Annotated in this window: 22 protein-coding genes; 11 read left to right on the forward strand and 11 right to left on the reverse strand. The window is 42.6% G+C overall.

The genetic code is table 11. The features are described 5' to 3' along the window. Positions 1–46: 46 nt before the first annotated feature. From KPL72_RS19700 to KPL72_RS19720, 5 genes are all read right to left on the reverse strand, one after another. Complete coding sequence (locus KPL72_RS19700) at positions 47–2,395, reverse strand: fatty acid cis/trans isomerase (RefSeq protein WP_219704172.1); 2,349 nt, start codon at positions 2,393–2,395, stop codon at positions 47–49. Between the two features lie 203 nt (positions 2,396–2,598). Then, complete coding sequence (locus KPL72_RS19705; protein ID WP_212918444.1) at positions 2,599–3,198, reverse strand: hypothetical protein; 600 nt, start codon at positions 3,196–3,198, stop codon at positions 2,599–2,601. 88 nt (positions 3,199–3,286) lie between these two features. After that, the gene (locus KPL72_RS19710; RefSeq protein ID WP_212918443.1) at positions 3,287–3,667 is read right to left on the reverse strand and encodes a YacL family protein; all 381 of its coding nucleotides are present in this window, start codon (positions 3,665–3,667) and stop codon (positions 3,287–3,289) included. Positions 3,668–3,678: 11 nt separating this feature from the next. Further along, a complete protein-coding gene (gene ylqF / locus KPL72_RS19715; protein WP_219704173.1) occupies positions 3,679–4,707 on the reverse strand; it encodes a ribosome biogenesis GTPase YlqF in 1,029 nt (342 codons plus the stop codon). A 282-nt stretch (positions 4,708–4,989) separates the two neighbouring features. Next, positions 4,990–5,589: an acyl carrier protein phosphodiesterase gene (locus tag KPL72_RS19720; RefSeq protein ID WP_219704174.1), complete on the reverse strand. Its 600-nt coding sequence runs from the start codon at positions 5,587–5,589 to the stop codon at positions 4,990–4,992. A gap of 218 nt (positions 5,590–5,807) precedes the next feature. Here KPL72_RS19720 and KPL72_RS19725 point away from each other — a divergent pair, with 218 nt between their 5' ends. From KPL72_RS19725 to KPL72_RS19750, 6 genes are all read left to right on the forward strand, one after another. Then, positions 5,808–7,337 carry an ABC transporter substrate-binding protein gene (locus tag KPL72_RS19725; RefSeq protein ID WP_219704175.1) on the forward strand — a complete coding sequence of 510 codons (1,530 nt, stop codon included), beginning with the start codon at positions 5,808–5,810 and terminating at the stop codon, positions 7,335–7,337. A 75-nt stretch (positions 7,338–7,412) separates the two neighbouring features. Beyond that, positions 7,413–8,393 carry an ABC transporter permease gene (locus KPL72_RS19730; RefSeq protein WP_212918439.1) on the forward strand — a complete coding sequence of 327 codons (981 nt, stop codon included), beginning with the start codon at positions 7,413–7,415 and terminating at the stop codon, positions 8,391–8,393. Further along, positions 8,390–9,328: an ABC transporter permease gene (locus KPL72_RS19735; RefSeq protein WP_212918438.1), complete on the forward strand. Its 939-nt coding sequence runs from the start codon at positions 8,390–8,392 to the stop codon at positions 9,326–9,328. Before KPL72_RS19730 ends, KPL72_RS19735 begins: the two co-directional genes overlap by 4 nt. Before the next feature lie 57 nt (positions 9,329–9,385). Beyond that, positions 9,386–10,384: an ABC transporter ATP-binding protein gene (locus KPL72_RS19740; RefSeq protein ID WP_212918437.1), complete on the forward strand. Its 999-nt coding sequence runs from the start codon at positions 9,386–9,388 to the stop codon at positions 10,382–10,384. Then, entirely contained in the window at positions 10,384–11,394 is a 1,011-nt protein-coding gene (locus tag KPL72_RS19745) for an ABC transporter ATP-binding protein (RefSeq protein ID WP_219704176.1), read from the forward strand. Before KPL72_RS19740 ends, KPL72_RS19745 begins: the two co-directional genes overlap by 1 nt. A 67-nt stretch (positions 11,395–11,461) precedes the next feature. Then, the gene (locus tag KPL72_RS19750; RefSeq protein ID WP_219704177.1) at positions 11,462–12,397 is read left to right on the forward strand and encodes a LysR family transcriptional regulator; all 936 of its coding nucleotides are present in this window, start codon (positions 11,462–11,464) and stop codon (positions 12,395–12,397) included. Between the two features lie 65 nt (positions 12,398–12,462). On the opposite strand, the gene KPL72_RS19755 is transcribed toward KPL72_RS19750, so the two are convergent. Beyond that, a complete protein-coding gene (locus KPL72_RS19755; protein WP_212918434.1) occupies positions 12,463–14,775 on the reverse strand; it encodes a bifunctional diguanylate cyclase/phosphodiesterase in 2,313 nt (770 codons plus the stop codon). Between the two features lie 198 nt (positions 14,776–14,973). Here KPL72_RS19755 and dbpA point away from each other — a divergent pair, with 198 nt between their 5' ends. From dbpA to KPL72_RS19780, 5 genes are all read left to right on the forward strand, one after another. Next, a complete protein-coding gene (dbpA, locus tag KPL72_RS19760) occupies positions 14,974–16,356 on the forward strand; it encodes an ATP-dependent RNA helicase DbpA (RefSeq protein ID WP_212918433.1) in 1,383 nt (460 codons plus the stop codon). Beyond that, complete coding sequence (locus KPL72_RS19765; protein WP_219704178.1) at positions 16,353–16,715, forward strand: VanZ family protein; 363 nt, start codon at positions 16,353–16,355, stop codon at positions 16,713–16,715. Before dbpA ends, KPL72_RS19765 begins: the two co-directional genes overlap by 4 nt. 89 nt (positions 16,716–16,804) lie before the next feature. Then, the gene (gene guaD / locus KPL72_RS19770) at positions 16,805–18,106 is read left to right on the forward strand and encodes a guanine deaminase (RefSeq protein ID WP_212918431.1); all 1,302 of its coding nucleotides are present in this window, start codon (positions 16,805–16,807) and stop codon (positions 18,104–18,106) included. A gap of 122 nt (positions 18,107–18,228) precedes the next feature. Next, positions 18,229–18,417 (forward strand): hypothetical protein, encoded by a 189-nt coding sequence (locus KPL72_RS19775; protein WP_212918430.1) that lies wholly within the window; start codon positions 18,229–18,231, stop codon positions 18,415–18,417. Positions 18,418–18,443: 26 nt separating this feature from the next. Then, entirely contained in the window at positions 18,444–18,983 is a 540-nt protein-coding gene (locus tag KPL72_RS19780; RefSeq protein WP_219704179.1) for an NADPH-dependent FMN reductase, read from the forward strand. Positions 18,984–18,992: 9 nt separating this feature from the next. Here KPL72_RS19780 and KPL72_RS19785 read toward each other — a convergent pair whose 3' ends face one another. The 5 genes from KPL72_RS19785 to KPL72_RS19805 form a co-directional block, all read right to left on the reverse strand. Beyond that, on the reverse strand, positions 18,993–19,496 hold the full coding sequence (locus tag KPL72_RS19785; protein WP_219704180.1) for a hypothetical protein: 504 nt from the start codon (positions 19,494–19,496) through the stop codon (positions 18,993–18,995). Further along, complete coding sequence (locus KPL72_RS19790) at positions 19,486–20,298, reverse strand: hypothetical protein (RefSeq protein WP_219704181.1); 813 nt, start codon at positions 20,296–20,298, stop codon at positions 19,486–19,488. The genes KPL72_RS19785 and KPL72_RS19790 overlap by 11 nt, the downstream gene beginning before the upstream one ends. Positions 20,299–20,313: 15 nt before the next feature. Beyond that, the gene (locus tag KPL72_RS19795) at positions 20,314–22,434 is read right to left on the reverse strand and encodes a site-2 protease family protein (RefSeq protein ID WP_219704182.1); all 2,121 of its coding nucleotides are present in this window, start codon (positions 22,432–22,434) and stop codon (positions 20,314–20,316) included. Beyond that, complete coding sequence (locus KPL72_RS19800; protein WP_219704183.1) at positions 22,435–23,772, reverse strand: efflux RND transporter periplasmic adaptor subunit; 1,338 nt, start codon at positions 23,770–23,772, stop codon at positions 22,435–22,437. A 6-nt stretch (positions 23,773–23,778) separates the two neighbouring features. Next, a partial coding sequence (locus tag KPL72_RS19805; protein WP_219704184.1) for a putative Ig domain-containing protein occupies positions 23,779–25,428 on the reverse strand: 1,650 nt, incomplete at its 5' end.

Below are 25,428 nucleotides of genomic sequence, written 5' to 3' on the forward strand. Positions count from 1 at the left end.
CAGAAAATGCAGAAGCGCTTATCCCTTTCACTAAGAGCTAATATTCCTACCTATTTTCTAAGCGGTTATAATCCAAAATGCCACTTTCTCTTGGGCGATCTATTTTATTTAAATTGCCAATTGCATCACTCACAAACCAAAAATTAGGATGAGTGCGACGAATACCGAAGCTATCCAAAAGAGCTGAATAGTCTTCTTTTGTCTTAAGATTCGCCACTTGGTTTGCCCAATTAATCAACTCACTTTCTTCAACCTGCATCAGAACATTAGGGTAATCACCTAAAACGCCCTTCACTAAGGTAACACCATCCTCTTCAGGCAGACGCGTAGCCTCTTCATCTAATAAACTTGAAATATTAGCGTGAGCTTTGTTATGAATCATACTGATAACATCAAGCGGAACGCCCTGCTTAGTCACTAACACGGTCGCTACATTAGGCAAGTTAACCAAACCGCCACCGCGTACTGCTTGCAGTTTATATAAAGCATTACGTTGATCCAGCGTCAGCTTGCTTTGCTCTAAGTCGTAACTATGATCAAGCACTGCAGATAACTTATCCCGAAGCTTTTCATATAACTCAGACTGATGATCATCCGTCTTATACTGAACCTGCGTTTGACTATCTACTTTAATGTAATCACTAAATATATAGTCCTTTATTGTTTGATTTACATCTCGGTACCAATACTTTCGGATCGACTCGCGATCTTCTTTTGGAAGTAGAAGCAAAAAGTTCATTTCCCCTTCCATGCGCAAAAAGTCCATATATAAACGTGTCACTAATTGATGGCCGACATTGCCATACACATCAAAACCTGCAACCAACAAGTAATGAATACGCTCTAGCAACGGATAATCAATCACCCAAGCCGTTTTAGGGTATTGACCAACCATCCCCTTTACAACTGACGCATTGTCAAAATGACGAAAAATGGTTAGGGCCGCATTCTGATTATTTCCATCTCCATCCCAAATAACACTCAAATCTAAAGGAATAGTCTTACCGACTTCTTTTTCAATTAGTGCCGCTTTAGCGGATAGGTAGGACTTTTGCTGCTCAGAAAAAGTAATCCAAGAGGTCGGTGACAGGGTGTTACTAGAACCAATAGCAGGTAAATCTAAATTCTGCACTTGATCTTCTAAATAATCTGCGGAGCCTTTGTTATAAGCAACTTCAGGATCAAGAAAATACACCCAAAACTGTTCATTAATCACATTAACAGCAACCTGCCCACGACAAACCGGCCCTTTAATAAATGACATGATTGTTTTTTGCGAATGATCCAGCAAGAAACGATAACGCCCATAGGCCGGAATTTCACGAAAAGTTTTAAAAGGGTTAGTAGCCACTTCAGGCGCATAACCAGGATCTCTTGTTACTTCATAATCCTCCCCATAAAAATAAGACTGCCAGCGAGCATATCTCGCCTCATCTAATTGCATAGGGATATGGTTTTTTTGCACTTTGACTTCTGGGTCAGCCCAAAGTCGATAATAAACATGATCTACGCCCGGCGGGTCATAAGGGCGACGTGTAGCAATGCGATCGATTGGCTCGCCTGGTGGCGTTTTGGAACGCACTAGCTGAAAACGAAATTCTTCCCCATCACCTAAATATAAACTGTATAAATAGAGGTGCTCAAAGATATAACGAGAAACCAATCGACCTTTTAAATCATCACCGTTTAAACGTGACTCCCATAAAGCCACTTGCTGCTGTAGCTTGATAGGCAAAGACTTAGCGTCAGGCATCTTTCCACCTTTTGCCAACCAACGTGTCAATACATCATATTCATCCGCACTAAGCGCCGGAAGACCATAAGGCATCCCCCAATCAGGGTAATCCTGCTCAAACTGCTGATAGTTTTCAATGCTGACGCACTGCTGATCACGAGCAAGTGAGAAGTCATAGCTATCCGGCAAAACAGGCTGAGTAAAATCACCTTGTTTCGCTCGTAGCGCAATCGCTCGATATAATAAACTGCCTTGCAAATTAGCAGAAGGTGATTGTTCTCGTTCGTTTAAGACAGGGTGAAAACCTTTTGATCGCCATTCATCGGTACTTTTTGCATCAATAAACAAACGTGTTGGAGAAGCGGCCAATAGACGGGTGCCGTCATAAACAAGGTCTTTTGAGCCTCCTCTCTCAATACCTTCGGAGGCAGTAAATTTCAGTTGGCATGGCGCATCGTAACAAGCATGACAAGAAACACAGCGACTATCTAGGATAGGTTTCACTTGTTCATTATAAAACGCAGTATCAGTATCACTAACCTCAGCGACACGATTTTCGGGACTTTGTGTCCCAAACATATTATCGAATTGATGTGTTGCATAGGCCGCACAGCCAGAAATCAGCAAAAGCGAACAAAGAAGGGTTAACCACCGAGACATAAAAAGGTTCCTCATTTTCCATTTCATCTTATTCGCGAAGCACTCCATCCCTATAATGTCACAAGATCACGGCCAGCCAGACGGTATAAATTATTTTAGACCTTTATAAAAAAAACGAGTTTATAAAGGCTATAAATGTAAATAAAAAAACGCCCATAAGGCGTTTTTTAAACTAAACGTTCAAAGAAAGATAGAATACTAGGTTATTCGTCGTCTACTATTCCGTCATCTGGATAATTATCCGATAACTCATAAGCATCGTCGCCCATATCATCGTTTGCTAGTAGCAAAGCATCTTCATAAGCTCCGCCAAACTCAATACGAGTAATATCGTATAAATCGTATTCAAACGTGTCATCAAACCAACGTGCATCTGAGCCGATTTCTTCTAATTCATAAGTAACAGCATCAGCGCGAACAACGCGGCCAATCTCACAGCTATCTGGTTCAATTTCTTCACGATGAAGCGTGACCAAACCAAATTCTTCGCTGATATCGATTAACAATACCGCTAGGTCTTCAAGCTCAACTTCAGGATCAACCACCTCTTCACCACGAAGCGCCAATACTTTTTTCTGAAAATCATTAAAGGGAGCCGGATGAGCAAAGTCACTAATGTCCTCTAAAAAGAGAATTTGATAGCCATTAAGACGAACACTATCATCCACTAATTGGAGCAAAACCATTTCTTCGTTGGCATCCACAACAAAACCGTCAGTCCAGCCATCTGGTCCATCCAATTCTTCACGAAAAATGCGAACAACATTATTTCGAGTGCGGGCTTTTTCCAATTCGATGAGCATATCGGCTCCCTAAAAAACGTAAAAAAAATAAACAAGCGCTAGTTTAAACCCAGCCAGCGCAAGGAACAACTATCCTAACACTTTAGAATTACTGCAACACTTCATGCCAATTTTCGATCATGTTAATCAGATCTTCCAAGCCACATTCTGCTTGAATACCATCGGTCGACGTTTGATAAAAACTTTCTTGAGTATCAAACATCGCTTTTATTTCTTCTTCTGCTGAGTCTAGATCGACTTGTCGAGAGACTGACACACCTTCTTCGCTCAGAATAACATCAAAAGGGCCATGCTTAAATTCCGTGGTTTCTTTCTCTGTTTCTGCTAAACGAGCCGCCATTAGCACTCGTTGAATACTTTCTAAATCACGTACGTATTCAGATACCCATTCGCCAATTGCAGCAAATTCATACCCGGTATAAATACGATAAACATTTTCGTCCTGATCAAAGGCAATTTCATAATCCATGACCGTGAACCTCACTGTTTGTCATCTATGTTCTCATCTTGCTGAATAGTTTGAGCTTGTTCTGTTGATTCCGCTTGTTCCAGTGATTGAGCATTACGATAAGCGCGATTGCTTGCTTGCTGACGTTGTGGAACAGCGGCCGCCAATCGAGCTTGCCTTTCGGCTTCTTTTTTCGCTTTAGCTTCTTCAACTAAACGCTCTTCATGAGCAATCATTTCCGGTGTTTCCATGACATAAGGACCAATAGCGCCAGTTCTTACATCATTTAAAAATACTTCAGCTGCTTTATGCATATCGACTTTACCGCCTGCACGTAAAGCGCCACGCTTAGAGCCAATCACCTTCAGCACTTCATACGGGTCTGCAGAGATTTCTTTCAATTTATAACGTGTTGTCAGCGACTCTAAATAATCGGCGATAAAAAATTTCAAGCCCGCCAAAGCCACATCTTCATAATCAATTGCCGTATCACGAACGGCACCTGTTACAGCCAAACGATAGCTAGCATCAGGGTTTTCAATTTTTGGCCACAAAATTCCAGGCGTGTCTAATATCTGAAAGCCATTTGTTACTTTCAATTTTTGCTGCGACTTAGTAACAGCAGGCTCATCACCTACTTTTGCCACTCGACGACCCAACAAGGCATTCATTAAGCTGGACTTGCCAACATTAGGAATACCAGCAATCATGGCTCTAATCGGTTTTTCAGCACTGCCTCGATGAGGAACCATCTGGCTCACCCACTGGCTTATTCTACTTACATCTGCTTTGTCTAGCGTGGAAAAAGGATGAGCTAAAACAGACTCATTACCACGCCAGTGCTCTAACCATAAGTCTAGTCTAGCTTTGTCAGCTAAGTCTTTTTTATTCAAAAGACGAAGAACAGGAACATCTCCACGCAAAGTATTAAGCATGGGATTCTGGCTGGAATCGGGGATACGGGCATCCAATACCTCGATAACGATATCTACTTGCGTCATGACTTCTTCGATTTCTCGACGCGCTTTATTCATGTGCCCTGGATACCACTGAACGCTCAACCTAACTCCCCTATTCTAACCAAGTCTTTTTCGGTGGCGGATTCTACCACAAGTTCCCACAAGAGAGAGATAAAATACTGTGCACCTAACTCTCATATATTTATTGGACTTTTATTGCAGTGATCAGCTCGAATCTGACCTACATCAAGGTGACTCAGCAGAAAATATCTATACTCGTCCATTCCAGATAGACAAAAGCAAGGAATCTGCACCTAGCTTAATTGGCTTATCTGGTTGTTCTCTCGATCGGGCCCGCTATGAACTAATAGCAAAAAGGCCCATTTAGCCGAGGCTGTGTGTGGCCTCGGCTTTTTTCATTTCTTGCTTAACATAATCCAATAAATCTGGGTATAAGACTAAAAACGGTGTTTCAGCCTGTGCGATTACATTAGGCAAGTCATCGACAAAACCTTGTAAATGCTCTCCATGCTTCCAACGCCGCATGATAGAACGGATTGCCCTATCTACACCGTCAAGTGTTCCTAAATTTGATAGCCAGTTTTCATATTCTAATGAGCTAATCATATTTTTCAGACGCTCTGGACTACGATCTTTATCTTTCACCAAACCAATAACAGCTTGTTCACAAAACACATCCAACGGAACAGTACTAAATTGCGTCCAGTTTTGTATTAACCAATAGTCCATAGCAATGTCTTGTACAATACCGGCAAATCTCCGGCGTCCTTTTCGAGGCATAGAGCGAAAAAGCAAACTTGCTTCATGCTTATCCACCATCACATCTACTTTTTGATGCAAACGCCAGCCGGCTAGCAAATCTGCATCTAAATGACTTGCGTCAACAGGAAAATCACCAAGCAAATTACCTACCCACGATGTATTGGTAATTGCAGCAATATGGAGGTGCGCAAAATAATTCATATCCACCTATATTGTTAAGCTGATCATTTAAATAAAACACATTTCGACTTTAATTGTGTTGAAAACATCTAGTCTTGCTGTCTTTTTACTCATTTTTTTGCAAAAATGCAGGGTCGTCCATATGGTCAAGATTTATAAGTGCTGCGTTAGAATCTAGGCATCACTAAATGCAAACCATCGCACTCCACAAGCCACACTTAACAATGAGATCTGAGATAATGAAGAAAAAGGTTATTATAGCCTGCTGCTTGGCTCTACTCTTATGGAATAAAGCAACAGCAACGACGCTTAAAATGGCCTTTGGCGCAGATCCAGTTTCCTTGGACCCACACGAGCAACTGTCAGAAAGCACATTACAATTTTCCCACCTTGCCTTCGATCCTCTACTGCGCTGGAAACAAAACGGTCAATTTGAATCTCGTCTGGCGACAAAATGGGAACGCATAGACAATCTAACAATGCGCTTTTATTTACGTAAAGATGTCACCTTCCGAACAGGTAATGCCTTTTCAGCTAAAGACGTTGTTTATACGATTAATCGCTTAAAAACATCGCCTGACTTTCGTGCTATGTTTGACACAATAAAATCTGCTTCCATAGTCGACGACTATACAATCGATGTTCACACCACTTACGCCAATCCATTACTACTCAACATCATGACGTACGTCTTTCCAATGGATAGGTTGTTCTATCAAGACAAAGACCAAATTGTTAAATATGGAGAAACATTTGCTTCTCGAAATGTGTCAGGAACTGGCCCCTTCATACTAGTCGATAGAGAACTGGGTAGTCGTATGGAGCTAAAACGCAACCCAAATTACTGGGACACCGAATCAATTGGCAACGTAGATAAAATCATATTAACTCCGATTCGCGCCGACTCCACTAGACTTGCAGCGCTGCTTTCAGGCGATGTGGATTTTATCTTCCCTGTTTCACCGATAGACATAGAACGGACAAAAAAAATAAAAGGCATTCAACTGGTTACACTACCCAGTACGCGTATTTTATTGCTCCACATGAACCAGCAACGCCGTAAGGAATTTAAAGACATCAGGGTTAGAAAAGCCATAAACTTAGCCATTAACCAAGCGTTAATCGTTGAAAAAATATTAAAAGGATATGCCACACCAGCAGGACAATTAAGTCCCGATCGTTTTCTTGGCCATCTCAACAACTTAGAACCAGAATACGATTTAACGAAAGCGTTAGCACTAATGAAAGAAGCGGGATATGAAAAAGGCTTTCGTATTAGTATGATGGCGCCGAACAATCGCTATATGAACGACGAAAAAGTCGCCCAAGCAATCACCGCCATGCTGTCTAGAATCAACATCACGGTCGATTTAAAAACACTTCCTAAGGCTCAATATTTTAAAGAGTTTGATAACCGCAGTGCAGACATGATGATGCTAGGCTGGCAGTCAGACACGATGGATTCAAACAATTTATTTGAATTTATTATCGCCTGCCCAGATGCCAAAACCGGAATGGGGGCTTATAATGCCAGCGAATATTGCAGACCTTATATTGACGATGACATTCGTCAAGCAAACAGGGAAATGAATCCTGAAAGACGTCTTCGTCTTATGCAGCAAATAGAACGGACCTTGTATAATGATGCAGCCATTGTGCCATTATATTGGCAATCTCTTACTTGGGCAGCCAAAGATAAAGTTAAAATACAAGACATAGTCAATGACCAAAACTACCCCCATATAGGAGATCTATTCATTGCAGAATAGTGAGTATAGCGAATTCTTTATGGGCTTTTACCAAGAGAACATCACCTCAATGACGAGTGGAAATACCATCACCCCATGCTGATTTTTTTACTTCGCCGTATGATACAAGCCTGCTTTGTTATGATCATCATCAGTGTGATCAGCTTTGCGATACAAGACAAGCTAGGCGACCCTGTACAGCAAATGGTTGGCATGTCGGTATCACTAGAAGAGCGCAATCAAATTCGTGACGAACTTGGTCTCAATGACGGCTTTTTCGTTCAATATTGGCATTTTGCGAAAGGTGTGATCCATGGCGATCTAGGTACGTCATACTATTATAAAGAACCCGCTCTCGACGTAATTCTCAAAAAGCTCCCAGCCACATTAGAATTGGCTTTTTGCGCTATCTTGATCGTCATTCTTGTCGCCACGCCCTGCGGCGTTTTAGCTGCGATTAAACCAAAACATGCGCTCTCTCGCTTGTTGATGATTATCAGTTCAATCGGTCTCTCTGTACCCATTTTCATTGTTGCCATCTTGATGGTGTACATTTTTTCCATTGAACTCAATATGGCTCCCAGCTTTGGGCGAGGTCAGACAATAGAGATATTCGGTTTGTGGGAAAGTGGCCTTTTTACAAAGGATGGTTTAAAGCATTTAATTTTACCTAGCCTATCCCTAGCCATTGCTTTGATGCCTATTTTTGTCCGCTTAATCCGCGCAGAAATGATGGAAGTATTACAATCAGAATACATACGTTTTGCATGGTCAAAAGGCTTATCGGCACGACGGATCTATTTTATTCATGCTTTAAAAAACACCATGCTGCCGGTCATCACTGTGGGCGGTATTCAAGCAGGGACCTTGGTCGCTTATACCATTTTAACCGAAACTATTTTCCAATGGCCTGGTATGGGTTTTTTGTTTATGGACGCCGTTAGTCGAGTCGATACACCACTTGTTTCTGCGTACTTAATTGTCGTCGGCGGTATTTTTGTTATTACTAACACTGTAGTGGATTTGATCTACGGGTTGGTTAACCCCACTGTACGCTTAGCGAGTCACGGACTATGAAGTACACCAAGAAAGATCTACTTCATCCGACCTCAGGCAGTCGTTGGGGACATATTTGGTCTGGCGTTGTTGGCGACAAGCTCGCAATGCTGGCTTTGATCATTTTTATTTTCTATTGCCTTGTAGCTCTTCTCGCCCCATTGGTGGCACCTTTCGACATCGTCGATCCTGCCTTTATGGACTTGATGAATGCGGAAATTGCGCCTAGCTGGATTAGCGGTGATCATCGTTTTTTATTAGGTACAGACGCTCAAGGGCGAGATCTTTTATCAGTGATTTTATACGGCACACGTCTCTCATTGACCATAGGTATATGCGCAGTATTAATCCAAGCCACTCTCGGGATTTGCATCGGTTTAATGGCAGGATATTTGGGAGGACGTATAGATAACTTTCTAATGCGTTGCGCGGATATTCAATTATCTTTCTCAAATATGATGGTCGCGATTGTCTTTTTGGCTATCTTCCAATCCTTGTTTGGCATGGCTCGATATCAGCAACTCGCTATGGTCATTCTTATCCTGGTTATTGGTTTAACAGAGTGGCCCCTATTTGCCCGAACGATTCGCGCCTCGGTGCTAGCAGAGAAGCAAAAAGAATACGTTGATGCAGCCAGAGTGATGGGTATTAGCCCAAAACGCATCATGTTTCGCCACATTTTGCCAAACACACTTTCTCCTATTTTGGTTATTTTTACCGTGCAAATCGCAAATGCCATTGTTGCCGAAGCCGCCCTATCTTTTTTAGGGCTAGGTATGCCAGCTACCGAGCCTTCTCTTGGCTCGCTTATCTCAGCTGGGTTTGCTTATATGTTTGCAGGTTCTTGGTGGATCTGTGTCATACCAAGCGTGACGCTAATTATTTTAATTTTGGCCATGAATTTACTTGGCGATTGGTTGCGCGATCATCTAAACCCAAGGACGTATAAAGACTAATATGAGCCTGTTTTTAACAAAGTATTGGCAAACACAGCAGTCGTGCAAAGGTCTCAAATGAATTTACTAAGCGTCAGTAACTTACACGTCAACTTTCATACGAAAGAGCAAGAACTCGCCGCCTTAATTGACGTCAGTTTCACCCTAAATCGCGGTGAGCGAATTGCTATTGTGGGGGAATCTGGTGCAGGGAAATCGGTTCTAGGATTTTCTATTGTTAATTTGATTGGCAAACCCGGCTATATAGACTCTGGCTCAATTAAGTTGGAAAACAAAGAAATCACCAAAATGAATTTACGTCAGCTGCAAGAAGTTCGTGGCAAACGCATCGCAATGATTTTCCAAGACCCGATGATGACACTGAATCCAGTATTAACTATTGGCGATCAGCTGGTCGAAACTATCCGCAGCCATACTAAAATCAACTACAAAGACGCTCGTAATATTGCCATTGAAAAGCTACATCATGTGCAAATTGCATCACCAGAAAAACGCTTTGATCAGTATCCGCATGAACTATCTGGCGGAATGCGCCAAAGGGTGATCATCGCCTCTGTGTTGCTACTTAACCCAGATATTATTATTGCTGACGAGCCAACTACCGCTTTAGATGTGACTATTCAAGCAGAAATCCTGCAGCTGCTGTTAACCATATGTCGTGACAATGGCGTAGCCCTAGTTTTAATTAGCCACGATCTTGGCGTGGTATCAAAAGTTGCTGAACGAACCATAGTAATGTATGCAGGTCATGTCGTTGAAGAAGGCCCAACCCTAGAGATTATCAATGATCCTCAACATCCTTATACCCAAGGTCTTTTGAATGCACTACCCCAGATGACCTTGCCTGGACAGCGATTAAATCAAATACAAGGCAGCATGCCATCGCTCGCTGAACGACCATCTGGTTGTGCGTTTCACCCACGCTGCCCTTATGCCACACAAAAATGCCGACAAGAACAACCACGCTTTATTTTCAGTGGCGTGTCTAGTGTCGCCTGCTTTTTGGTCGAAGACATGCTCAATGAGTTCGCCGATAAAGATCAGGAGGCAAGTTAGTGGCAACCCCTCTCATTCAAATTAGCGGCTTAGAAAAAGCTTTCACAGCAAATGAAAGTTGGCTTAGCCAATGGCGCTTCCGTCACGGAAAATTCAAAAGACATAAGGACAGCGTCCACGCCCTCAATGGCGTTAATCTTACTATCAATCAAGGTGAAACCTTGTGTGTAGTTGGTGAAACAGGTTGCGGAAAATCCACGTTGGCGCGCGCCATCATGGGGCTAACGACGCCGAGTGCAGGTGAAATACATTACCTTGATCAACGCATCGATCAATTAAACAATCGCCAGCGCATGTTTTTTAGGCGCCGTATGCAAATGGTTTTCCAGAACCCTTATGCATCATTAAACCCTAGAATGACGGTTTATCAAACACTCAGCGAGCCGATTTCTTTCCATAATCCACAGCTTTCACAATCTCAGGTAGATGAGCAAATTGATGAACTTTTAGAGTCTGTCGGCATTTCTGCTTCGAGCTCAGACCGTTATCCTCATGAATTTTCAGGCGGCCAACGTCAGCGAATCAGCTTGGCTCGCGCACTATCGGTCGAACCCGATTTTATCGTCGCTGACGAGCCACTATCAGCGCTAGATGTATCAGTGCAAGCACAAGTGCTCAACCTGATGATGGACAAGCAAGAAGAGCGCAACCTTAGTTATCTTTTCATTACCCATGACTTAGCCGTTGTCGAGCATTTTGCCACCCGAGTAGCGGTCATGTACCTAGGTAAAATCTGTGAGCTTGCGCCAACTGGAACATTATTTAGTGCGCCAAAGCATCCTTATACTAGAGCCTTGCTGTCAGCCATCCCAAGATTAGACAGCAACACAGCTCAGCCCATTCGACTTATTGGCGAAGTCCCAACACCAACAGAGAAACCGATTGGTTGTGTTTTTCAAGCGCGCTGCCCTTATGCGAATCAGCGCTGCTACGAAACATCACCCACTATGACACTGCAAAGTGACGGTAGTAGTGTGGCTTGTCACGCTATTGAAGAGGGTCGACTATGATGCTCCTATTTACTATTTGCTTCACTATCTCTGTTTATTCTTCGTTTTCTGCTCGTCAGGAGGCCACATGGAAATAAGATGGCTTGAGGATTTTATTGCCCTCGCAAAAACACGTCATTTTTCACGTGCAGCAGACGAACAAAACGTCACTCAACCAACCTTCAGTCGACGTATTAAATTACTCGAAGAAGAGATGCGCGTCACTTTAATAGACCGCAACACTTTGCCTTTGTCTTTAACGCCAGCAGGCGAAGTATTTCTACAAAGCGCGGAGCTAATTACCAGACAATTAAGAGACACCAAAGAGCGGTGCCAAGAGATTCGTAAACAAGAAGAGTCTCAGATACGCTTTGTAACCACGCAAACTTTGTTTCTTAGCTTTTATAAAGAAGTCATTGAACCATTCTGCCAAAGCATCGACATGGATCTAGACATCAATATGAAGTCTAGTTCTTGGCTAGGGATAGACTTTGTTAATTCTCTTATGGATCAACAATGCGATATCATGCTTTGCTATTGGCATCCAGCAATCAACTTCATTCGCGCTCTTGATGATGAACAATACGAACACCTTGTCATTGCCGAAGAAACTCTCATTCCATGTAGCGCAACAGATGCAACTGGCGAACCAAAGTTCACCCTCCCAGGCGCCAAACGTAAACCATTACCTTATATTGGCTACTATGAGAACTCCTTCTTACAACCGGTTATTCATCATCATTTGCAAAGACAGCGAGACATTCCGCAGCTGCAAACGCTGTCTGAGAATTATCACTCCGTCAGCATAAAAGCCATGGTGAAAGAAGGTTACGGTATTGGCTGGATTCCAAGGCGCCTCATGTTAGACACATTAAATTATGGAAAAGTCGCTTTGGCGGGGGAAGAGAATTGGCACATTCCGCTTGAAATACGCCTGTATCGCTCTAAGTTTAACCAGAATCCAAATTTAACCCAATTCTGGGAAGCTCTGAAAGAAAAAACATCTCGTAACAGCCCTCTTTAGCGCAATATATTTTGCTACCTAAAAAGGTCTGTAAACGAGCTGATTATCTATTAAATTCGAGCCCTTTAATCCTTAGAGTCCTGTTCATTAAGGGCAACTATCATAGGATCACTTCCCATAGAGTTTGCCCCGAGTGCTTTACTGAATAAATAGCCTTGACCAATATCACAACCAAAGTCTTGCAACATGATAAGCTGGTGAATATCCGTAATGCCTTCTGCGATCACTTTTAGCCCCAAATCATGACTTAAACTAATGATCGCATGAGTCAAGGCCGCGTGTTTTCTGTCCTCAATAATATTACGAATAAAGACCTGATCTATTTTGACATAATGGAATGGCAAATCTTTCAAGTAGCTTAAACTTGAGTAACCTGTACCAAAATCATCAATCGCTAACTTCATTCCAAGGCGACTAAGTTGACGCAGCAGCTCAGCACATCTTTCCGCATCTTCAATCAATATAGATTCTGTCACTTCAATTTCTAACAAACCTGGATCAATCTTATATTTATCTAACAAAGCTAATAACTTAGGTAAAAAATCGGTTCTTTTAAGTTGAGCAGCAGAACAATTGATAGCAATCGGCGGCACTGTAATACCCTGTGCTTGCCATTCTAATATATGACGAAAAGCTTGCTCGAATACCCAGTCCCCTAGAGGTAAAATAATGCCCGTTTGCTCCGCAATAGGAACAAACTCAGCAGGCGATACGGCACCAAGCTCTTCATCATTCCAGCGCAACAAGGCCTCCATTCCAACACAACGCTCTGTTGTAAGATCTACTTTAGGCTGGAAATTAAGTTCTAGATTGCCGTTCTGCAGTGCCTGACGCAACCGTGTTTCAATACGTACATTGCGAGCAAACTTGCGCCCCATATCGCCATCATAAAAATGATAAGTGGCGCGTCCTGCTGTTTTAGCTTGGTATACCGCCATATCCGCATTTTTAATCAAGGTTACAGCATCTTTACCAAACTCGGGATACACAGCGACTCCAATAGAACAGCCAATATCAAGCGTCAGCCCTTCCACAAAATAGCTCTGACTAATTTTTTGTATTAAATCTTTCGCTAAAACATCTAACGCTGGCATGTTCTGCTCATGCGACTGAACAAGCAGAACTAAAAAAGCATCTCCACCCAAATAACCTGTAACCGCACCATCAGGCAAAACAGACGTTAGTCGCTTAGACACCTTTACCAGTAACCTATCTCCCAATTCGTGACCAAAAGCATCATTAATGGTTTTAAAATGGTCCAAATCCAGAATTAGCGTAGCTAACTGTTTATTTTCTTTTTGGCAGACACTAATCAATTCATTGAGTTCAAGCTGTATTTGATAACGACTTAATAGGCCTGTTAGCTCATCAATCTCAATACGCTTGTTTATAGAATCAAGCATAGAAAAATACGTTAAAGATAATTTTCGTGAATAAAACGATAAAAATAGTGCCAAAAAGCCAAACACAAACAACGGAGCAATAACTAAAAACCAATGTATTCGAGTCACAATATTTTCAGTATAACGAGTATCGATTCGCCATTTACGCCCTGCGATAGAAAGATAACGCGTATCAAAGTTTTCCTCCTCCCATGACGAAGGCTCAGCTGAATCAACAAACCAAAGAGGCCTGTCCGATGACACATCAGCAAGTCGATAATAAAGGCCATGATTAACCAAAGAGTTAGCCTCTTTAAGCAGACTGTCTATACTAAAGTACGCACCGACTATTCCGTGAAAGCCAATGTCATCCGTTAATTTATAAGAACGTGCATCAACAGATAAGTAAATTGACTTTCTTAGAATAAAAGTATCAGGAGAAGCTCCTAACTTAGTATCCGAAAAAGGGGTAAACGTTGGTTCAGATAAGATGATAGAAGAAGCGTTACGAGCGCGAGTAACCGAACTTAGATTTCGATATTGCGAGGATAAAATATCATAACCATAAGTCAGTTTGTCTGGATACCCTAACGCCAAAGGCATGTATTCTGATTTGTTTTCATCTGGATAAATTTTAAATTTATAGTTGCCTAACAAAATACGTTGCTGCATTTCATATTCGTATTTTTTGCTAGCGGGTACGTATTGAGCAAAATATAAACTAATATCTTGAGTGGTAATAATACCTTGGGCAAAACGAGAAAAGTGACTAGCTGATACCTCAGCTTTATTGGACTCAATAAGGGATGCAACAGAAGACAACTCAGTTATGTATTGCATTAAACTGTCGTTTAGTTTTTCAGCAAAATACTCCCCTACAGCCTTTTGATCACTGTAAACGTGTTTACGCTCTTCCAAATAAATAGCAAGACTTGTTGCTATCCCACATAAAAAAACAATACAAAAAACAACGTAGTGCATTTTTTCATTTTTCACATGGTTTCTTAAAGAAATCATTGTATACCCATCGATGTTTTCCCAACAAAAAGGTCGCTATAAATTGCGGCATCCATTACAACCATTTACTTTACCTAAAAACAATATAAGCGGCACGGAATAAATGGTTAAGAAAAGTATTTACGGCAATTTTCTGGTATCCTGCGTCTATTATTGACTCAACTAGACAGGCCTTTTGTGACCACATTTCAACACGCTCTAAACAACCTTCTTCCAACTAAGCTAACCACTTTGCTATCTGATATGGGATTCACTACATTCACCCCCATCCAAGAGCAAAGTTTGCCACCTATGATTGAAGGTAAAGACATCCTTGCGCAGGCACAAACTGGTAGTGGTAAAACTCTCGCTTTTTCAATTGCTCTTTTACTCAAAATCAACCCGCGCTTCTTTGGCGTTCAAGCTCTGGTAATGTGCCCTACTCGGGAACTAGCAGATCAAGTTTCCAAAGAAATCCGCAAAATTGCACGCTATCAAGACAATATTAAAGTACTGAGTTTATGTGGCGGCATGCCGTTTGGCCCACAAATAGGCTCGTTGGAACATGGCGCTCATATCGTTGTTGGTACGCCTGGTCGTCTAATGGAACACCTTCGCAAAGGTACGCTTAAGCTCAATGCGCTAAACACTCTAGTGCTAGATGAAGCTGACCGCATGCTAGACATGGGCTTCGTCGATAGCATCCGTGAAGTGGTTGACCTAACGCCAAGCAACCGCCAAACATTACTCTTTTCCGCTACCTATGGGGACGGTATTGAAGCAATCAGTACAGAATTCCAGAACAAACCGGTTAGCATCAAGGTAGAAGCGCAAGAAGACCTTAAACCAAATATAGAACAGTTTTTTGTGCGCAGCGAAAATAAAGACAAATGCGAAACATTACTGGCGACCTTACAACATTTTGAACCTCGTCAAGCAATTGTCTTTTGCAACACGAAGGCTGAATCACAAGTGGTTGCCGACTGGTTAGCTGAGCACAAAGTTGCCGCTCAAGCTATTCATGGCGATCTGGAGCAAAGACAGCGTGATCAAGTTCTAGTGCGTTTCAGCAATCAAAGTAGCTGCGTGCTAGTGGCTACAGATGTCGCTGCTCGTGGTATTGATGTAAAAGAAATTGACCTTGTTGTTAACTATGACACCACCCGTGACACAGATGTTCATACACATCGTATTGGCCGAACGGGTCGTGCTGGTGCCGCAGGTATTGCTGTTAACCTTGTTACGTCAAAAGATGATTACAAAGTTCGTGATATTGAAACGCGCTTTAACACCACTGCGAATTTCATTGAACTTGGAGAAATTGACCTCCACTACCGCTTGATCCCACAAAAGACCACTATCTCTTTTGATGCTGGCCGCAAAAACAAGCTTCGCCCAGGTGATATCCTTGGCGCACTCACTGCGGGTCTAGGATTGGACAAATCACAAGTCGGTAAGATCGATATTTTTGATTTTCATGCTTACGTATCTGTCGACAACGAAGTGGCCAAAACCGTTGTTAAAGAGTTTGAAAACAAAAAAATTAAAGGTAAAAATATTCGAGCGCGCATTTTACGATGATCTATAGGTTCACTTCTCCGGCAGCGCAAGCTGTCGGTTTCGTTTTAGGCGCTCTCATCATATGTCTAGCCACATTAACGCCTGCCGACATCCTTCCAGCAGTACCCGGCACAGATAAAACACATCATGTCATTGGATTTGCTGGCTGGTCCTTGCTATGTGCTTTTGGCCCGCTCAAACGCTTTCTCTTGCTGTCTTTAGTTATCATACTGTTAGGTGGTGCCATTGAACTGATCCAGCCTTACGTAAACCGTTATGCGGAATGGTTAGATTTCTATGCTGATGCTTTCGGCGTTATTTTGGTGATACTAGCAAGGCTAATAATTGGACTATTTCTTAAATCAAAATATAAGGTTTAATGAAAGTGCGAAAAAGACCTGATAAAGTATAACCACTCGGTCAAAATTTTATATTTCAACTCATTTTAGAAGACACCCACGAGAAACATATGAGCCATTTGAAAGCGTGGCGCTCCGCCATTGTTCACTGCATCGCAGACCCTAAAGACGTCGGCATAGATGCTGCTTACGAATATTTTGAAGATGGCTTATTAGTCATTCAAGACGATAAAATTTACGCCCTTGGTAACGCAGTCGATCTACTACCAACACTACCAGATAACACCCTAATTGAGCATCACCCTGATACCATTATCACACCTGGCTTTATCGATACTCACATCCATTACCCACAAACCGACATGATCGGCTCATATGGCGAACAATTGCTAACCTGGTTGAACACTTACACCTTCCCAGAAGAAGGTAAGTTTAGCGACAAAGCTCATGCTCGCAATGTAGCAGACCGCTTCCTTAAAGAACTTTTACGCAACGGCACAACCACCGCACTGGTATTCGGAACGGTACACAAGGTGTCTGTTGAAGCTTTTTTTGAGGCCAGCGAAGTCCATAATTTGCGTATGATTTGCGGTAAGGTGATGATGGATCGCAACGCGCCAGATTACCTCACAGATACGCCAGAGAGCAGCTATCAGGAAAGCAAAGAACTGATCGACACTTGGCACAACAAAGGTCGCTTACATTACGCCATCACACCTCGTTTCGCACCAACCAGCTCTGATGAGCAGCTTCATTTAGCAGGCAAATTGCTGAGTGAGTATAAAGATGTCTATCTTCATACTCACCTGTCAGAAAATAAAGACGAATGCGCTTGGGTAAAAGAGCTTTTTCCAGAAAGCACAAACTACTTGGACGTTTATGACCAACATAAACTGTTAAGTGAACGTTCCGTTTTTGCCCATGGCATCCATCTATGTGACAGTGAATACCATAGACTGCACGAAACAGGCTCGGCTATTTCTTTCTGCCCAACCTCTAACCTTTTTATCGGTAGCGGTTTATTCAAACTCAATAAAGCAGAAGAACATAAGGTCAACGTAGGTCTTGGCACTGACGTAGGCGGCGGTACTAGCTTCTCTATGCTGCAAACCATGAACGAAGCCTACAAGGTCATCCAGTTACAAAATGAAAACCTGAATCCAATTAAATCTCTGTATTTGTCTACTTTAGGCGGCGCTAGAGCACTTCGCCTAGAAGATAAAATTGGTAATTTAGCGGTAGGCAGTGAAGCAGACTTTGTTATCCTTGATAAAAAAGGCACTCCGTTACTTGAGTCACGTTTAGCACTATCCAAAAACATCGAAGAAAGCTTATTCGTCTTCATGACCATTGGTGACGACCGCGCAATTCAAGCAACCTACTCCGCAGGCAAATGCGTTCACCAACGATAAAGCCGAAGCTCGCCTAGCAAAAAACCAAAACGGCCACTTTACTAGTCTGTAAAAGTGGCCGTTTTTTTATATAATCACTGCAATTGTTTTTCTATTTAGCACAAATATTGAGCACAAACATTATGCACTCTCTTGCCACCGTCGCCTTAGGCGCTTTCGCTATTATTTTCTTCTGCGCCGCGTTAATTGTTGGTCTCATTATTCTTAAAAAATACAAAGCCGAACAAATACGACTTAGCCATCTCACTAAAACAACATCATCCACAAAAAAGCCAGCAGAAGGCAATTCAAAGCATCAAGCTAAGCCTTGAAACATTTTCCCCCTTAAGGATTCATCATGAAAATTTTATTATTGTCCGGTAGTTTTTCTAATAAAAGCAAAAGCTTAGCTATCTTAAATACGATTGAAGCCTTGCTGACTAATCACAGCACAGAAACACCAAGACTAGATACTCTGCCATTTTACAACGACGATTTAAATGCAGATAAACCAGCGGATGTACAAGCTTTTATCGACAGTGTAGACCAAGCAGACGGTATTATTTTATGTACTCCAGAGTACAACCACAGTGTGCCAGCCGTGTTAAAGAATGCTTTAGATTGGGCATCTCGACCTGCATTTAACTCGCCACTAAAAAATAAACCAGTGACTATTATCACTCAAGCAGACAGTCCTGTTGGCGGCGCTAGAGCACAAGCTCATCTTAAACTAATCATGGATGCCATATTGTCAGATATTCATATTTGCCATGAAATGATGTTAACGCCAATCAGTAAATTAGTTTCTGATGGTAAAGTAACAGATGAAACCGCACTACGCAGATTAGAACGCCATACGAAAGATTTCTTAAACCTAATTGAGTCTCGTAAAGCTTAAGCACCTAGCTCAAGGGTAAAGGCGGACGATCCCGCTTTTACCCTCTATATCTCCTAAAATCCACACCTTCTCAAACGCATGAGGAACAGGCATGGTAATAAGATGCTCAAGGGCTTTAATATCAGCTTGACTCCAGGCTGGATGAGTATTTCGAATCACCAGCCACACTCTTTTTGAATCGTATTGCTTACCCGATTTGTTTTCTAAAATCTTATTCAAAGACCTTAACAATCGCTCATCTGCAGGTTCATCTTTTAGGGATTGCAACGTCGCACGAGTTTTATCAGTCAAATCTCGCCCTAAAATCGCCATAGCCTCTTCTTCCGAACCATAGAGATGGGCAATTTCTAAATCAAGGCGTTCACCTTCTAGCATACATGACACATCAGGTCGAATGGGATCATTGTGCCAAATATGGCGAATGGGCTTTCCCGTATTGCGCTCATAGCAACGCATAAACAACTTAGCGGCTTCATGCTCAAGGGCAATTTTTTCTTGTTCACTACGGTGCATAATCAACGCCTCTTGGCAGCATCAGATAAGCCCTCACCACACGATCACGCACATCCGACCCAATATAGTACTGGCGCTCTCTATATTGTTGACAGTAGGTTTCACCATCGCCTTGCTCATGTAAAAAACCATTATGAGCAAGGTCCTGCAACACCGTCTGCCATCGCTGCAGCAAGGGTGCTGAAGGAGGTGGCAATGTAGATAAAATACGTTGTGCAGCGACGAACTCACTCGCCATCGTCATCGCCAACATATCGTCGTTGGCTTCACCCAGCCAACTCACACCATCTTTTCGCACATACAGCATAGGCAAAAAAGGAGCTAAAGCCGGACAGACATCGTTACGATATATCTCAACTCCCCAATAAATCCGAGCCACGCTAGCAAACTGTTCAAAACTTGATATAGGAGAAAACCCCGACTCTTCTAATGGCAAGACTTCCACTCTAGGCTTATTAGGATTCACCGTATCGTTTGAAACATCTAAATACCAGTCACCAAGCGTCATGGCATTTTGAAAATAAACACCTCGTAACTCGCCCCATATTTTTTTTAATACAGCCCCCTTTTCAAGCGCATCACGAATTAGCGTAATACCGTCACTGGTTGGTTGCTGAAGCTGAGTTTGTAATTCAGTAAATACGGCATCACGAATTTCTTTACAACGCCCTAAAGGATAGGTTTTATTTAAAAATTTGGGATATCTGGGCACTAATTCCAAGTCTACTTGCAAACGCAAATAAGCCAAGTCCTTAACAATCGCTTCGATCTGCTTTTCATCCCATTGAATGGAGTCTATCACTTACTTCGTCCTCTACTAAAACCCGGATTCCCGTATGAAAACACCATATAAATAACGCAGCCCATCCACCAGAAAACTGCTTGGCTCGACAGACAAATCTACACGACCATATTGTTGCTGAGTAATGGGGAGCGGTTCTTTAAAGGATAAGATAACTTCATAAATAGACTCGTCTGGAATGATTTGATCTTGCATTTTTTGTACGGCAATGGGGCCACCATGTATAGACGATAATCCAGCATAATGTAAATGCGTAATCGCAGTAGGCAATACTTGATCCACCACCAACCTTGTCTTTAAACGCTCCCCATCATTGCCAATAAAACTCGCTTCACGGCCGATTTTCAAACGACTCACGGAGCGGCCGTTAATGTAAGCTTTCACTACTCCACTCTCGGCATCATAAAAGGTCATTAACGGCATTTTTTCATTCACATAGTCATCTGAGTTTAAGGATAAAGCATCGCCAATATAACCATCGAAAGGAGCCTGGACAGCTAATCGTTCACGACGCTCTAATAAAGACTGTAAATGAGATTGCTCACGAGATATTTGCGTCAAAATAACCAATTGATCCTCACTTGCTGAAGCACCGGAGCTAGCACGCTGCCACTGAACATTCAGAGCCTTTAATGCGACCTGAGTTAAGTGAATTTCTTGCTCAATATCCACGGACTCAAGCAAAAAAAGTAACTCCCCTTGCTTTACTGATTTGCCAGTCAACACCTGCCAAGCAGCGACCCGCGCAGGCTCCGTAGGATAAAAAGTTTGATGCCGACCAAATGTGACCACAGCAGGTGCACTTATCTGACTTTGCCAAGGGATCAACAAAGCACCGAGAATAACCGCAGTAATGCCTAAACTGATAACACTGGTTCTGTTTATCGTCATATCTTTTCTCAACCTGAACCATACGCCCATTTCTTTCACAATAGGCAATACTAAAAACCACACGATCTCCACTAAAAAAAGAACGATCCCCAGTAATTTAAACGCGAAATAATAAACAAGAATGGCAATCCCTATAAAAAGAAAAAATCGATACAGCCAGGTGGCCCAAGAATAAGACACCATCATCACACACTTTTTTCGATTCAAAGGTTCTGGAGGAGCAAAATCAAAACCAAATAATCTTTCTCTCAAAAACCACTTTCCCACTAAAAAAGAGCGTGGTTGAAGGTTTTCCATGCCCAAAAAATCTGACAAAGCATAATAGCCATCAAAGCGCATAAAAGGGCTAATATTAATCAGCAATGAGGAAATCCAACTGGTCGTGGCAACGAAAAACAACACACTTCGCAAACCACTATCTGGAAGAATCCCCCATAGAAATGTCGCTACACACGCAATATAGATCTCCACTCGAACGCCTGCGGTCACAATACTTAAACGTTGATATCGAGATCGTAGTCGCCAAGCATCCGTTGTATCTGTATATAAAATAGGGGTCATTAGCAAAAACGCGATCCCCATAGAACTAACTCGACAACCATAGCGCTTAGCGACAAATGCGTGCCCTAACTCATGGGCTGTTTTAACAACAATTAAAGCCCCCACGTAATACAGAATAGAGGAGAGGTCAAAAAAGTTCTGCAAGGTATGAGTGAAGGTATCCCATTGCCGTAACACCATGACAAGACCCATTGCCCCTAATAGAAAGGCCAACCAATGCAAGCGCAAGTGAAATAGAAACGTTATTTTTGAAAAACACCGACCCAAAAATAAGTCAGGCCTAACGAGCGGAATTTTGATAAATAAATAATTATGCAGAAGCCACAATAAGGCATGCTGTTTGTGCTGCTTCACTTCTGCCTGAAGACGAACCATATCTTTTTTGTCACGGATTTCGATAAGATGATTCAGCTCTAAGAAGCGAACAAAAAACGTCAACTCACTCGGCTCAATATCTATCCCTCTGCGAGTCATTAAAGCAAGCAATGCTTCATCGGTCTTCGCATTGTGCCATTCTCTAAATAGATAAAAACCAGTCAGAGATAAAAAGAAAAATTTATTAGCAAGCGGATCAAAAATTTGCCAACGAGGTTCGCCATCTTCATCAGGCGAAGCCGTCAATAAACGTAAATTTTGTCGCAGCAGTGGTAATTCTCGATGCTCATTGACGGTATCAGCAAGCATCTACCACCCCAAACGTTGCCGAATAAACGTAATAGGACGACGGAGCAAATAATACGCTAAAGACACTTGCTCACCGTACAATTTAGCCGTTCCGCGCAAACCAATTCTGGGAGCACTAGCCCCTTCCTCAATGTCCGCCACGATACGATAAGCCACCACTTGATCTGGCGTTAGACTTGGCTCAAAAGAAGAATAATCGACACTAAATACAATAGGATTCAGCGGATCCGTATCTAAATAAAACGTGACTTTATTACCGTGATTCAGAGATATGGCATCTTTCACTGGCAACATCACATTTAATTGCACATGCCTTGGGTCGGCAATCGACAAAATACGCTCTCCCACCACAACAGGACGCCCTTTCCACTTATCTGGATCATCCAACACCACGATGCCATCTTTATCCGACACTATGTCCGCTTGCTGCAATTTTGTTTGCAGATAATCTCGCTGAATGGTTTTTAACTCAATTTGTGATTCTAGCTGCGATAATTCTGACTTTTTCCTACGGTCAACGTAGCCCGCTTGCTCCGCCGTTCTTAACTCTGCTTGGGCTCGTTCCAATTCCCTTTGAGACACATCAAAGCGCCCTTTAAATTCCGTTTTGTCCATTTCTACGACTAACTGCCCTTTAGTAACATGATCTCCCGGTTTTACCAAGATCTGCCTTACGGCCCCCGCCAAAGGCGAAGTAATTAATAGAGGATCTTTAGCCGCAATCTCAGCTGGAGCAAGCACAGTTAAACGCACAGGAACAAAACCTAGCAGGACAATTGTAATTAAAGCGCCCCATTGCAATCGTTTCGTAAATACGCGCCTCAACCAATATTTCCAACCATTACGTGTGGTAAATACCTGAAGAGCATGAGCATAACTTGATGCCAAGTGCTGAAGTAACCCGATTTCTTTTTCAGTCCAAGGAGTAGATTTTGCCAACCAAAGCACACCCACTCGCTGATTAGGTTTTGAAGGAATAAACAGCGGCAGCCAAAGCATACAACTGGGTGAAAATTCACTCAGGTCATTGGCTAATTCAGCAGGCCAAGACGCACTTTCTATGGTATGTGTCTTAGCCGCTGATTCAAGACTGTCCTCGCGCTTAGCAATTTGCTCCAACCAAGCACAAAACGGCGTCGTACGATCCACCAGTGACAGATCGCTTAAAGCATGGACGGTTAACCGCTCAATCTCGCTGCCTGCTAAATAGGCCGCTTGTTCATAAGGAACTAAGGTTTTGGTCATATTGACCATCACAAAGCTTAATTCAGTTAAGGTTTCACAGCGCCTAACCTGCTGCTCTATTTGCAACAGTTGCGCTACAGCGTGATCTGACATAAGCCCTTACGACACCAATAATTTCATTAAATCACGACCATAATCATCCAATTGGCCAGCGGCTTGATTTAGCTGTTCATCCAACGACATAAAGGTCACACCATTAGCGGAAGTTGGCTCTGATGGTTCGCCTTGATCTGGAGTAGGTAGCTGATCTAGATCCAGATTAACTTCCAACACCCGAGTATTCCCATTAGTATCTACCGCATTAATTTTCAGTGCTATTTTGCCTTGTCCTGGAGGCGGTGTCATGGACACTTCACCTGTAACAGGATCGACTTGTACCCAACTTGGTAAAGTCGAACCATCTGCTAATGTCGCACTGTAATTACTCGCTGACCCAGAATCCGCTATCGATATGGACACTCTATCAGACTGAGCAATCATATTAGCAATACTTAATCCTGTTGTATTGGCCGCCACACCAGAGGCAGGTGTTACCTGAACTCGACCATCGGCCCCAACATCAACAGAAACACTGGAGGTTGTGACAGAAGGTGCTGGTCTTGGTCCAGAATTACTCGCACCTGATGCAGCACTACCAGTATTGATATTTGCATTATCAACAGGAGCTGCAAAGCCATCTCCAATTGTCGCGTCTGCCGCAAAACCACTCGCGCCTTGAACTGATGCAATCGTTCCTGTTGGTAGAGAGGTTAACCTTGTTGCAGGCAAGTCAATTGAAACTGGGGTTCTTTCTACAGGTGCAGTTGGAACGGGTGGGGCTGGTGTAAAAACAGGTGCTTCAGGTGCATTTACTGGGGCCGGAACAATGGTTAAAGTAACGGCAACCGTTCTTTCTGCGCCATTAGGGTCTGTTGCAATCACTTGTAAAGTATTTACCCCTTCAAACCCACCAACTGGTTTACCTGAAATGATATGTGTATTTGCATCAAATACCATCCCCGTTGGCAAATTCTCAACTCGCCAAACCAAATTACTTGTTTCTCCATTATCCAAGTCTGTAAATAAATTAGCTGGCAAAGTGACTGCTGCAAAATCTTGCCCACTTATCGCTGTTAATGGAGGTACAGCCGAGCTAGCAGCAACTGGCGCATCATTGGATCCAACTATATTAAAGACAGCATCGGTTACTTGCGTAGCATTACCATCAGATACTTGAATGCTAAAACCATCTGTGACTGACTGGCCAATAGTCAGTGCTTGTGTACTAGTACTGTTATTAGACAACACATAACTAACAGTATCGGTTGCTAACGTTAATTTTGCTGTACCGTAAACACCGTTTTTTGAGTAACTAAGACCTCCATCCGTGGTACTCCAACCATTATTAAGAAGATATGCAGTATCGTAAGAAACACGCCCTACTGTATCTACATCCGCTTTCGTTAATTGAATTGAAGCACTGCTCGTACCAGCTATTGCGTTATCGACACCACCCGCTTCTACTATCGTAGCTGTTGCCATTCCTGCACTGACTGTCGGCGCATTGTCGTTCAAGTCATTGACGCTGACGGTCACCGCTTGCGTTGTACTCAAGCTACCAGAGTTGAGGTTCCCTGCACCATTATCTGTCGCGATCACATTAAAGCTGTAGCTGGATTTGGTTTCATAATCCGCTGAGGCTTTTAACGTCACCACACCAGTCACCGCATTGATATCCAGCAATGCCGCATCGTCACCAGACAAGCTGTA

It is taken from the genome of Marinomonas lutimaris (assembly GCF_019426345.1).
Classification (GTDB): domain Bacteria; phylum Pseudomonadota; class Gammaproteobacteria; order Pseudomonadales; family Marinomonadaceae; genus Marinomonas; species Marinomonas lutimaris.